The sequence below is a fragment of the Zeaxanthinibacter enoshimensis genome, assembly GCF_004362865.1.
Classification (GTDB): domain Bacteria; phylum Bacteroidota; class Bacteroidia; order Flavobacteriales; family Flavobacteriaceae; genus Zeaxanthinibacter; species Zeaxanthinibacter enoshimensis.
Map to the genome: position 1 here is coordinate 446,856 of NZ_SNYI01000003.1, position 12,379 is coordinate 459,234.

13 protein-coding genes are annotated in these 12,379 nt (G+C 47.2%); 2 read left to right on the forward strand and 11 right to left on the reverse strand.

What is annotated here, in order from left to right; genetic code table 11:
• The first annotated feature begins 1 nt into the window (after position 1).
• Together CLV82_RS13705 and CLV82_RS13710 are read left to right on the forward strand one after the other, a co-directional pair.
• A complete protein-coding gene (locus CLV82_RS13705) occupies positions 2–877 on the forward strand; it encodes a rhomboid family protein (RefSeq protein WP_133644912.1) in 876 nt (291 codons plus the stop codon).
• A gap of 4 nt (positions 878–881) precedes the next feature.
• Positions 882–1,910, forward strand: a complete 1,029-nt coding sequence (locus tag CLV82_RS13710; RefSeq protein ID WP_133644913.1) for an endonuclease/exonuclease/phosphatase family protein — start codon at positions 882–884, stop codon at positions 1,908–1,910.
• Here the strand turns inward: CLV82_RS13710 and CLV82_RS13715 are convergent.
• The 11 genes from CLV82_RS13715 to udk form a co-directional block, all read right to left on the reverse strand.
• The gene (locus CLV82_RS13715) at positions 1,891–2,211 is read right to left on the reverse strand and encodes a DUF6122 family protein (RefSeq protein WP_133644914.1); all 321 of its coding nucleotides are present in this window, start codon (positions 2,209–2,211) and stop codon (positions 1,891–1,893) included. The genes CLV82_RS13710 and CLV82_RS13715 overlap by 20 nt on opposite strands.
• On the reverse strand, positions 2,204–2,839 hold the full coding sequence (locus CLV82_RS13720; RefSeq protein ID WP_133644915.1) for a WbqC family protein: 636 nt from the start codon (positions 2,837–2,839) through the stop codon (positions 2,204–2,206). Before CLV82_RS13720 ends, CLV82_RS13715 begins: the two co-directional genes overlap by 8 nt.
• Positions 2,840–2,911: 72 nt before the next feature.
• The gene (lepB, locus tag CLV82_RS13725) at positions 2,912–4,612 is read right to left on the reverse strand and encodes a signal peptidase I (protein WP_133644916.1); all 1,701 of its coding nucleotides are present in this window, start codon (positions 4,610–4,612) and stop codon (positions 2,912–2,914) included.
• Positions 4,613–4,667: 55 nt separating this feature from the next.
• Positions 4,668–5,369 (reverse strand): 4-hydroxy-tetrahydrodipicolinate reductase, encoded by a 702-nt coding sequence (gene dapB / locus CLV82_RS13730; RefSeq protein ID WP_133644917.1) that lies wholly within the window; start codon positions 5,367–5,369, stop codon positions 4,668–4,670.
• A 3-nt stretch (positions 5,370–5,372) separates the two neighbouring features.
• A complete protein-coding gene (locus CLV82_RS13735) occupies positions 5,373–6,014 on the reverse strand; it encodes a DUF5683 domain-containing protein (protein WP_373073568.1) in 642 nt (213 codons plus the stop codon).
• The gene (locus CLV82_RS13740; RefSeq protein WP_133644918.1) at positions 6,007–6,912 is read right to left on the reverse strand and encodes a ParB/RepB/Spo0J family partition protein; all 906 of its coding nucleotides are present in this window, start codon (positions 6,910–6,912) and stop codon (positions 6,007–6,009) included. Before CLV82_RS13740 ends, CLV82_RS13735 begins: the two co-directional genes overlap by 8 nt.
• Positions 6,912–7,685, reverse strand: coding sequence for a ParA family protein (locus tag CLV82_RS13745; protein ID WP_133644919.1), 774 nt, complete (start codon positions 7,683–7,685; stop codon positions 6,912–6,914). The genes CLV82_RS13740 and CLV82_RS13745 overlap by 1 nt, the downstream gene beginning before the upstream one ends.
• A 136-nt stretch (positions 7,686–7,821) precedes the next feature.
• Positions 7,822–9,999 carry a methylmalonyl-CoA mutase gene (scpA, locus tag CLV82_RS13750; protein WP_133644920.1) on the reverse strand — a complete coding sequence of 726 codons (2,178 nt, stop codon included), beginning with the start codon at positions 9,997–9,999 and terminating at the stop codon, positions 7,822–7,824.
• A complete protein-coding gene (locus tag CLV82_RS13755) occupies positions 9,992–11,371 on the reverse strand; it encodes a methylmalonyl-CoA mutase subunit beta (protein WP_133644921.1) in 1,380 nt (459 codons plus the stop codon). Before CLV82_RS13755 ends, scpA begins: the two co-directional genes overlap by 8 nt.
• The gene (locus tag CLV82_RS13760) at positions 11,371–11,697 is read right to left on the reverse strand and encodes an FtsB family cell division protein (protein WP_133644922.1); all 327 of its coding nucleotides are present in this window, start codon (positions 11,695–11,697) and stop codon (positions 11,371–11,373) included. The genes CLV82_RS13755 and CLV82_RS13760 overlap by 1 nt, the downstream gene beginning before the upstream one ends.
• Entirely contained in the window at positions 11,694–12,302 is a 609-nt protein-coding gene (udk, locus tag CLV82_RS13765; RefSeq protein WP_133644923.1) for a uridine kinase, read from the reverse strand. Before udk ends, CLV82_RS13760 begins: the two co-directional genes overlap by 4 nt.
• Positions 12,303–12,379 lie beyond the last annotated feature (77 nt).

The following is a 12,379-nucleotide window of genomic DNA, read 5'->3' on the forward strand; positions in this document are numbered from 1 at the left end:
AATGGACGCAGGAAACCTGAAATATCAATTTGCCAGGCTTAGCATCGCTGAAAAACTCATCGCGATCAATGTTGCTATATTCCTGGTAAACAGCCTGGTTACTTTTCTGATGGGAATGCCGGCCGATGCGATAATGCGCTGGTTTGAACTTCCGAAGGATTTCTTTGACTTTATAGTGCAACCCTGGTCCCTGGTCACCTATTCCTTCTTCCATGCTGGTCTCTGGCATTTATTCTGGAATATGATCATGCTGTATTTCTCGGCCCGGATCTTCCTGAACTTATTCGGCCCCCGCAGGTTTACCAATGTATATTTCCTCGGGGTGATTGCAGGGGGGTTGATGTTCCTGCTCAGTTATAATGTATTCCCGGTATTCAGTGGAATAAATTCATCCCTCATCGGTGCCTCTGCAGGGGTTACAGCCGTGCTGATCTTTGTCTGTACCTATATCCCCAACCAGGAAGTACGCCTCTTGTTTTTTAATGTCAAACTCTGGTATATCGGGGTGTTTTTCGTGTTGATGGACCTGGTACAGATCCCTATGGGAAATGCAGGCGGGCATATAGCACACCTGGGCGGGGCGTTGTTGGGGTATATCTATGCCCGGCAATTGCTGCATGGGAAAGATATCGGGGAAGGATTTTCAAATACGTTGGACGGTATGGGAAACCTATTCAGCAAACGTGAGAAGAAAGTGCCACTGCGAACGGTCTACAGAAGAAAACCGGGGAAGAAGTCACCCACAAAGGAACAGTACGATAAGGAGGCAACACAACGTAAAATAGACGGCATCCTGGATAAGATCAGTAAGTCGGGTTACGAAAGTCTGTCCCAAGCTGAAAAGGATTTCCTGTTCAAAGCAGGTAAAGAGGATTAGGGCTGTGGGCGTCAGGAAACTTACAGATGGGCTGTTGCGCATCATCACTATAGTGATCAGTAGCTTGTTGCTGTTGTCTTGTCTTACACCTTATGTACCCGTTAGAGGCCTGTTGTCTTTTTTCGGCTTTGTCAGTCTCGGGGTGCCTTTACTGGTATTGACAAACCTGCTTTTTTTCTTCTTATGGTTATTGCGGAAGAAACGCATTTTAATTATGCCCCTTACTGCCCTGGTCCTGGGGTATTTTCTATTGGGAAGTTTCTTCCAGTTCCGGTTTAAGGAAAAACCTATAGCAGAAGAAGATCTCAGTATTCTTACATTTAATGCCCATGGATTCAATAATGGATACAGGAAGATAAAACGAGAGAATGTAGATCTCGAAATTATAGATTTCGTCAATAGCATGGGTCCGGATATTGTCTGCTTCCAGGAATATGACAGGAGGCAGACTGAAAATTTCCGGCAGTATCCTTATAAACACGTCTACCTAGAGCCTTACAGATCTGCACAGGCAATTTTTTCCAAATACCAGATTGTAGAAACCGGATCACTGGATTTTCCGGAGACCGGAAATAATGCAATCTATGCTGACATACTTTATAAAAAAGATACGATCCGGGTATATAATATGCACTTCCAATCGTTCCAGGTGATCCCTTCCCGTCGTTTACTGACCTACAAATATTCCGGCCGTGCCCTGGGTAAGCTAAGTGATGCCTTTCCAAAGCAACAGCAACAGGCGGAACTTCTCAAGGCACACAGCAGGGAAGTGTCTTATCCTGTAATTATCAGCGGCGACTTGAATAACACCCAATTCTCTAATGTCTACAGGACCGTGGCTAAGGATATGACCGATACCTTTGATGAGGCCGGTACCGGCTATGGACGCAGTTATAATTTCCGGTACTTTCCCTTGCGTATCGATTTTATCCTGGCAGACGAGCATTTCGAGGTCCGGGCACACAAGAACTTCAATGTGAAGTTATCCGATCATTTCCCTGTAATGGCTTCCTTTAAGCTGCGTTCAGAATAAAAAGGCAGTCCACTGCATCGGCTGCCATATGAACCAGGCAGGCTAGCCCGATTATCCGTAATTTTTTTGAGAAAAGTAATGCTGTATACAGCGCGATCGCGATATAGGAGTGCAGAACATGGAACCCAATACTGCAGCGGTCGGGATCAAATACCGGGTCTGCCCAGAGGTGATCTACATCCAGCAGGAAACCTGCCAGGAGGATAAGGGCTGCCCTGATTCTTTGACTGGGATAAAATGCCAGGGCTATACCAATTGGCACAAGGATATGAATACCGTAATGCAGTAAAAATCTAAGCATCTCTATGACTTAGCTTCAGTTCGTCCAGGTAGCTCGGGGCTTCGGGCCCCAGGTTAAAAAGCAGGTCCAGCGTGCTGAGATTTTGTATAAATCCATGGCGTTCCATAAAAACCTGCCGGTATTCAGGGATTTCAACCGGGAAGGCAGCTTTTGCGTTCACCAGCTTCCTGCCGTCAATGATACCTTCCGGAGCCGCTTCCCAGCGGGTAGTCTTCTCTTCCGGAAAATCGAGCTGCAGACAATCACAGAGTACCCTGGTGGTCTCCAGGTTAAGATCCATCAGGTAAGTGAAGTCTTTTTCAAATAAAGGTAGCAGGTCATCCTCGTAGAATTCAAAAAAAGGGGATGTGCGATAGGCGGTTTGCAGACCACGCCAGTGCTGTCTCTGCCACGGGTAGGAATTCTCCAGCCTAACAGCTCTGTAATCCTGCCTTCCCTGGGAACCGCCTACATGTTTAATCGGGATGTTAAGCATTTGCCTTCCCTGGTCGGTGGCGATATAGGTCCTGTTCCTGTAGGTCTGTTTTTGATAATGATCCTGGACCTCCCATACCACCTCGTATTGCGCAAGGTGCGCAAAACTTATGATGTCAGGGAAGTAAGTAGGATGCATCAGGATACGGCTCATCGCAGGGAAGATAAGAAGTTATAAGCTTATTCAGTTCTTAAAGCCAGGGAAGGCAAGGGTTTAAACTTATGGCTATTGTTTCTTTTTCCGTCTTTTCCTGAAATAGTCGAACACAAACCAGCCCGCTAGAGCGATCAGGAAATAGCGGAAGTAGGAGCGTGGTTCCCCATCTCCTCCTACAGTGGTAAAGAAGCGGTCCCATCTTGGTTTCCAGTTGCTGATTCCTTCGTTGATGCCTTCGATGCTCATCCATATAAATACAGGTTTCCCTACGATATGGTCTGCTGGCACATAACCCCAGGTCCTGCTGTCTTCAGAGCGGTGACGGTTATCTCCCATCATCCAGTAATAGTCCTGTTTAAAAGTATAGGTATTGGTCGGGTTCCCATTGATCAAAACCTGGTTGCCATTGACGCTAACCGTATTGTGTTCGTAATCCCGAATGATCTTCTTGTACAGGGGTAATACCTCTACGTCCAGGTTAATTGTCTTTCCTTTCTCGGGAATATAGATTGGCCCGAAATTGTCATTATTCCATGCAAAGGCCTTGTCCTGCGGGAAGATATTATAGCCGGCTTTCCCGGGTCCTTCCAATTGTCTTTTTACCGAATCGATCGCTGCATTGGTTTCCAGGGCAGCGGCCTCCTTTTCGGTCATGGTAACACTGCGTTCGCGCTCTGTTACTTCCCTCAAATTCAGCTTTGCCTTACGTATCACCGATACGGGGATCCCGTAATGATTGGTGTAAAGTTCTACCTCCCCGTTCTGGGTCTGGTTGGCTCCGATAAGGTAATCGCTGAGAGCCACAACCTGGGCCTGGTTTAATGGCCCTGATAAGTATTTCCGAGTAAACTCAGTTATTCCCACTTCTGCCAGTAACCTGGACGAGACGCCCTTGTCAGAATAGATGGTATAGGTGTACTGGGGTTTGGCTCTTCCCGGTAGCTGGGTCCTTTTACCATCAATATGAACATAACCATCAACTACGGACAGGGAATCACCCGGAAGGCCCACACAGCGCTTCACATAATTACTCTTTTTGTCGATGGGTTTTACCACCCCTTCCTCTTTTTTAAAGAATACCCGTACGGTATCGGCCGGCCAGCTGAAAACTACAATATCATTGCGTTTGATCTCCTGCAGCTTGGGAAGCCTCATGTAAGGTAACTGCGGTTTCTTTAAATAAGACCGGATACCCAATACGGGTAAGGTGTCATGTACCATGGGAGCGGCAACCGTAGTCATAGGGATCCGGGCGCCGTAATGGAATTTGCTGACGAACAGGAAGTCTCCTACTAACAGAGTTTTCTCCAGTGAACCGGTTGGGATCACGTAGGGTTGAATAAAATAAGTATGTACCAGGGTTGCAGCTACGATCGCAAAGACAATAGAGCTCACCCATTCCCCGAGTGCGGTCTTTGGTTTAAGGCTCCTGTCTTCAACGTAAGTTACATCCAGGGCATAATTCACGTAGTAGATGTAAAATCCAAGGGTAAGGATAACCAGCCAGGTCTCCAGCAGGCTGGTACGGCCAAAACTTCTGATGGTCTCTACCCAGATAACAGGAAACATCAGGAGGTTGATAATCGGTATAAAAAGGAGAATTACCCACCAGCCGGGCCTGCCGATGATCTTCATCAGTACAATAGCGTTGTATACAGGAATTGCTGCTTCCCAGGCTTTCCTGCCTGCTTTTACATACAATTTCCATGTTCCTGCAAAATGGATCAGTTGGATGATGAGGATAAATAGTAACCAGGCTGTTCCGTCCATATTTCCGATATATATTTACTGCCGGTCCTGCGTGAGGTCCGTTGAGATAATTAAATTATTTAAGGTTCAGTACATCTTTCATGCTGTAGACACCCGTCTTTCCCACGATCCATTCCGCAGCAACCACGGCACCCAGCGCAAATCCTTCCCGGTTATGGGCGGTATGTTTTATTTCCAGCGAATCTACAGAACTTTTGTAAGTTACTGTATGTGTTCCGGGCACGGTTCCTTCCCGTTTGGAATAAATAGGAACGATCGCTTTCCCTTCTTCATCAAGTTTCCACTCCTTGTAGTTGCCCTGTTCAATGATCCCTTCGGCCAGGGTGATAGCAGTCCCACTGGGGGCGTCGAGTTTCTGGGTATGATGGATCTCCTCCATCTCTACCTTGTATTCCTCTAACTGGCTCATCATTCCGGCCAGGTACTTATTAAGCTCGAAAAATATATTCACTCCAAGGCTGAAGTTAGAAGCATAGATGAATCCACTCCTGGTTTCCCTGCAGATCCGAACGGCCTCCTCGTAGCGTTGTAACCAGCCTGTGGTACCTGAAATTACGGGCACCCCATTCCTGAAACAACCGGTAATGTTATCAAAGGCTGCATCGGGCATGCTAAAATCAATGGCGACATCCATATTACTGTAGTCAATAGAGAGACCTGCCTGGTCTACCCTGGCGACAATCTCGTGGCCGCGTTCCACAGCAATGTCTTCGATCATTTTTCCCATTTTGCCGTAGCCGAACAAGGCGATCTTCATAGTCTATAATTTGATGGTAATAGCCAGCCCGTAGTTAGGGTCGGAATTAATGGGATGATATTCCAGGTAAGGTTTGAGCTCAAGACTCAGATCTTCATCCACGTTAAATTGTTTCAGGTGGGCATCAACATTGGCATCGATGATGTTCAGCGCATAGAGTCCGATGGTGATCACCAGCGCCAGATCCCTGTCTCTCTGGTAACGTTCCTGTGCATCCTGCAAGGCCTCATCGGAAAGGTCCGGACTCCCAGGTACGACTCCGGAATTATTGATGTCGTAAAACTCATCATCGGTAAAGCCTGCTCTTCTTCGCTTGAAAGCATCACGGAAACGATCATATAGATCATCGTTGTAGATATAGGCGTAAACCCCCGTACCAATAGCTCCGAATACGATCGGTACTTTCCAGTAACGTTGGTTGTAGATCTGGCCCAGTCCGGGTAATACAGCAGAATAAAAAGCTGCTTTACTTGGTGCCAGAGGATTTATAGCTTTCTTTTTAACCCGGTCTGCCTTCACAACTACCTCCGGGTTGCTTCTGTCTACTATAGTGTCCTGCTCGGTCTCTCCGGGTTGTACTTCCTGCGCGTGCATGGGAAGCCCCAGAATCATCACCAGGCAGAAAAACAGTAGATTCTTAGGCACCTGTGAGTAATTTTTTTAATCGCTCAAATTCATCTTTAGAACCAAAAGATATAGTGATCTTACCTTTACCACGCTCCGATGCTTTTACCTGTACATCGGTCTCCAGGGCATTTTGTAAGTCCTTTACACTTTCTTTGGCAAAGGCCGGAAGGGATTTTTGTTCCTTAGAGGGCGATTCTTTTTTAGTACCTCCCTCGTGATAGGTCTGCACCAGTTTTTCTGTATCCCTTACGGAAAGGTTTTGACCAACGATCTTTTCGTAAATGTCTATCTGGTCCTCTTTCTTCTCTACGTTGACCAGGGCACGACCGTGACCCATGGAAATAAAACCATCGCGCATCCCGGTTTGGATGATGGGGTCTAGCCTAAGTAGTCTGAGGTAATTAGTAATGGTAGAGCGTTTTTTACCCACCCTTTCACTCAATTTTTCCTGGGTGAGCTGTATCTCCTCCATAAGGCGCTGGTAGGAGAGTGCGATCTCGATAGGGTCAAGGTCCTGTCGCTGGATGTTTTCAACCAGCGCCATTTCCAGGGACTCCTGGTCATTGGCTATCCTGATATAGGCAGGGATAGTTTCCAGCCCTATCATTTTGGAGGCACGGTACCTTCGTTCCCCGGATACCAGCTGGTAAGTGTTAAAATCCAGTTTCCTTACCGTGATCGGTTGTATAAGTCCCAGCTCTTTGATAGAAGAAGCCAGTTCTTCCAGGGCTTCATCGTTGAAATTAGAACGAGGCTGGAAAGGGTTCACCTCTATACTGTCCAATTCCAATTCCACGATATTCCCAACCAACTGGTCGGCATTCTTATCAGATACTGACTTTATGTCGTTTTCAGGGTCTTTCAGCAGTGCGGAAAGTCCCCTGCCTAACGCTTGTTTCTTGATTGCCTTCGCCATTATACTTTCTCCTTGTTTTTCTTCAAGAGTTCGCTGGCCATGTTCAGGTAATTCGTCGCTCCTTTACTGGCAGCATCATACTTTATGATCGATTCCCCGTAACTTGGGGCCTCTCCCAATCTAACATTCCTCTGGATGATGGTATCAAAAACCATGTCCCCGAAATGCTTTTTCACCTCTTCCACTACCTGGTTAGAGAGGCGCAGGCGCGAATCGTACATCGTCAGGACCATGCCTTCAATATCGAGGTCCGGGTTATGGATCCTTTGCACACTTTTAATGGTGTTCAACAGTTTCCCGAGGCCTTCCAGGGCAAAATATTCGCATTGGATGGGGATGATCACGGCGTCTGCCGCTGTAAGTGCATTCAGGGTTAGTAACCCCAGGGAAGGCGCACAATCGATCAGTATATAATCGTATTGTTCCCTCAGCTGGCCGATGGCCTTTTTCATCATATCCTCCCGGTCATCCTTGTCGACCAATTCTATTTCAATCGCTACCAGGTCTATATGCGACGGGATAAGGTCTACATTGGGAGAAGAGGTCTGGATGATCGTTTCTTCTGCAGTTTTGGTGTGCTCCATCAACTGGTAGGTGCCCAGTTCTACTTCATCTACGTCTATACCTAGTCCTGATGTGGCATTTGCCTGGGGATCGGCATCGATGATCAATACTTTCTGTTCTAATACCCCGAGCGAAGCTGCAAGGTTCACTGTGGTGGTGGTTTTACCTACTCCACCTTTCTGGTTGGCTATAGCAATGATCTTGCCCATGTTCGTACAAGTTAGGGGTTAAAAATACGATTAATTAGCTTGACAAAAAATGTAATTTGTTAACAGTAAGTGAATAACTATACCTGCCATAAGGCCTTAACTGCATGCTTACTGCAGTAAAAGCAGCTGGTCAGACTCAATCCCGTTGTGTAAGTAATTTCTCAAGGATTTCTATGGCTGCTTCGCTTATCCTGGTGCCCGGTCCGAATACGGAAATGGCACCTGCTTCCTTAAGATATGGGTAATCCTGTTTCGGGATCACACCGCCTACGATCACCATGATATCCTCGCGGCCGTATTTCTTCAACTCCCCGATCAGTTCCGGCACCAGGGTCTTGTGTCCCCCGGCGAGAGATGAAATTCCCAGGATATGCACATCGTTTTCAACTGCTTGCCGCGCCACTTCGGCAGGGGTCTGGAAAAGTGGGCCTATGTCTACGTCGAAGCCCAGGTCTGCGTAACCTGTAGCAATTACTTTTGCACCCCTGTCATGTCCGTCCTGTCCCATCTTAGCGACCAGTATTCTCGGGCGGCGGCCTTCCGATTCGGCGAATCGATCCGATAATTCGCGGGCTTTTTTAAATCCTTCGTCTTCTGCCATTTCTTTAGAATATACTCCAGTAAACGTTTTAACTTCTGCGGTATGACGGCCATAGGCCGCTTCCAGCGCATCGCTGATCTCTCCGAGGGTGGCCCGGGCTTTTGCAGCCTCTACGGCAAGTGCCAGCAGGTTCACAGATTTCCAGTCCGCAGTGGCTGATGCCTTGGGTTGCTCCTGCTTTTGTCGTGCCGCCTCCGTGAGCCGTTCCAGAGCTTTTTTTACTTCCTCCTTATTCCGTTGCTTCTTGATAGTATCTAACCGCTGCAGTTGTTTCCTGCGCACCTCCTGGTTATCTACCTCCAGGATCTGTAGTTCATCCTCCTCGGCCTGCCGGTATTTATTGACCCCTACAATGCATTCCTGTTTGCTGTCAATCTTTGCCTGCTTCCGGGCCGCTGCTTCCTCTATTCTCATTTTCGGAATACCTGCTTCAATGGCTTTGGTCATTCCCCCGAGTTCAGCTACCTCGTCCATCAGGACTTTCGCTTTCTTACAGAGTTCATCCGTGAGCGATTCAACAAAATAACTTCCCGCCCAGGGATCCACTGTCCTGGTCATCCCGGTCTCCTGTTGCAGGAATATCTGGGTATTCCTTGCAATACGGGCCGAGAACTCGCTGGGCAATGCAATGGCCTCATCAAGTGCGTTAGTGTGCAGGCTCTGGGTTCCTCCAAATACGGCCGCTGCAGCCTCAATAGTGGTCCGTGCCACATTATTAAAAGGATCCTGTTCGGTTAAACTCCATCCGCTGGTCTGGCTGTGCGTGCGCAAGGCCAGGGATTTTGGGTTTTTAGGATTAAACTGTTGCATCTGCTGTGCCCAGAGCAACCTGGCAGCCCTGAGTTTGGCAACTTCCATAAAGTGATGCATCCCAATACCCCAGAAAAAGGATAATCGTGGGGCAAAATTATCGATATCCAGGCCGGCTTCCAGTCCTGTCCTGACGTACTCAAGCCCATCAGCCAGGGTATAGGCCAGTTCCATATCGGCCGGGGCACCGGCTTCGTGCATATGGTAGCCGGATATACTGATACTGTTAAATCGCGGCATCGCCTTACTGGTATATTCAAATATATCTGCAACCAGTTGCATGGAAGGGGTGGGAGGGTAGATATAGGTATTCCTGACCATGAATTCCTTGAGGATATCATTCTGTATGGTCCCTGCCAGCTGTTCGGGAGAAACCCCCTGTTCCATGGCAGCAACAATATAGAAGGCCATGACCGGGATCACGGCCCCGTTCATGGTCATGGAAACAGAGATCTTATCCAGGGGCAATCCTTCAAACAGGATTTTCATATCCTCGACAGTGTCTATCGCTACACCAGCTTTCCCAACGTCTCCTACTACGCGGGGATGGTCGCTGTCATATCCCCTGTGAGTGGGCAGGTCAAATGCCACTGATAGTCCTTTTTGGCCGGCAGCCATGTTTCTGCGGTAAAACGCGTTGCTTTCTTCCGCTGTACTGAAGCCTGCATACTGTCGAATGGTCCAGGGACGCTGAACATACATGGTAGCGTAAGGTCCTCTTAGATAAGGAGGGATTCCCGCTGCGAAGTCCAGATGCTGAAGGCCCTGCAGGTCTGCTTCATTGTAGCATGGTTTAATGGCAATACCTTCTGCAGACATATAGGCCTGCTGCGACTTAGCCGCTTCAGCGCTGTTCTCGCGGTTATGTTCTATGCTCAGGTGCTGTATGTCTCTTCTACTCATCTTCCAGTCGCTTTTTTTCGGATCCTGCTGCGAGTCTCTTTTCTAATATCGGTTCTATCCACGTTTTCCTTGGCCTGGGATTCCTGAAGGGGTCAATTTCCAGGTTATGTTTCATCTTGTCTTCAGGATTCTCGTATTTATTGGTTCCTACCAGTATTTTTTCTCCCCGCTCAAAAGCCAGCTGCTCTTTTTTAGCATTTTCCCTGATCTTTTTCTGGATATTATGATTTTTTAATTGAGCCAGGAAACCGCCCCCGGCTTCGATCTGTTTAAAGAGTTGCAGGGCTTTTTCAGCCAGTTGCCTGGTGATCGTTTCTATGTAATAACTGCCTTCAGCAGGATTGGATACTTTGTCCAGGTGACTTTCCTCTTTTAGTAAAAGCAACTGGTTACGGGCAATACGATCCCCGAATTCATTGGGTTCGTGGTACAAGCTATCATAGGGTAAATTCACTACGGTATCGGCATTCCCGAGCACGGCACTCATGCACTCGGTCGTGGTACGCAGCATATTCGTATTATAGTCATAGAGCGTCTTATTTCTCCGGGTTGGTACGGCAAGGATATGACACTCGGGCTTAAACCCGAATTCTTTAGCCAGGGTGGCATACAATAATCGTAACGCCCTTAGTTTAGCGATCTCGAAAAAATAATCAGAGCCTACCGCCACACGAAAGACTGCCTGCCCCAGGTTTTTACCCTCGTTATGGTTGAAGTACTCGCTAATATGTGCCAGCCCGTAAGCGAGTTGTTGCACATTATTGGCTCCTGCATTCTGGTAAAGCGCCATATCCACACTGTAAGTGTGAAAACTTTGTTTCCCCGAGAATTGCTGCAGGATCTCATCCCAGCTTTCATGGTCCTGTTGCTGATCTTTAAACCAGTTCCCGGTCCGGGCCAGGTTCCCTATGATATCTGAATGAAAATAGATTCCCGCAGGGTTTTCTGGTGCCACCTTTGCCACAGTATCCAGATAGGCTCTCGATAGGAATCCGAAGAAGAAATGAACCTTAACTCTTTCCAGGTCAATCCCCGCAAGCAGGATTCCCGGTGATACAGCTTCAGAAGAAACTTTGAAGATCAGCGTCTCTGTCCCCTTTTTAAGTATGTCTAAGGCTTTGGAATTTGCGGTCCCGGCATCATCAGCGTTGATTAATTCTCCAAGGTACCAGGGCTGGGGGCACTTTGCCGCAGAAAAGGATTCGTGACCTGTGTCTTCATGATGGTAAAACGGTTTTACCTTAATACCTTCCGGCGATTCCCAAACCAGGGTTTCGGTATAATCTGCACCTTTCAGGTCTACCTGGATCTTCTGCTTCCATTCCTTGGCAGTAACCGGGGCGAAGTCAAAGTGCAATTTTGTCTTTTCCATTAGGGTTGGTCTTTAATGCTGTCTTCGTATTCTATAAGATAGATTTCCTCGTTTTTCTTTTTGAGGTAATACTGTTCCCGGGCGAATTTCTCAATTTCCTTGGGATCTGAAAGTTTTTCGATGATCTCTTTATCCTTGGCAATTTCCTGCCTGAGGAATTCCTGTTGCTTTTCGAGCTTGCGGATCTCCTTTCTCAGCTCTAAATGGATAAGCAGGGAATTGGTGTCGAAAAAAAGCATCCAGATCAAGAATACAGTGAGGATCAAAACGTACATGTTACTTACGATCCCAAACCATTTCTTCTTTTTTAGATCTTTCAGTTTCACAGCAGTTTTTCGATTATAATAGTTCTCACGATGTCAACGGCAACCGTGTTGTATTTATTATTCGGTATAATAATATCGGCGTGTTCCTTAGTGGGTTCTATGAACTGGTCATGCATAGGTTTCAGGGTAGTCTGGTACCGGTACAGGACCTCGTCTATATCCCTGCCGCGTTCATTGATATCCCTTTTTAATCTCCTGATGAGACGCTCATCAGAATCGGCATGAACAAAAATCTTTATATCAAACATTTCCCGGATCTCGGGGTGGGTCAGGATAAGAATCCCTTCCACGATCATCACCTTGCTCGGGGGGGTATGCACGGTCTGACCTGTCCTGTTATGCGAGGCAAAGGAATATACCGGTTGTTGAATGGATTTTCCCGCACGGAGCTGGGTGAGGTGCTCTCCCAGTAATTTGAAGTCGATTGCCTTGGGGTGGTCAAAATTGATCTTTCCCCGTTCTTCGAAAGAAAGATGTGACAGATCGTTATAGTAAGAATCCTGGGATATTACACTGACCTCCTTGTCCGGTAATTCTTCAATGATCTGATTGACAACGGTTGTCTTTCCGCAACCTGTTCCTCCCGCGATTCCAATGATCAGCATCTGCTATAATTTTGGTCCAAAAATAAGGATTTGAGCCGAAACGAATAGTGCTTAAAATGCTTTTTACAAACCCGGGC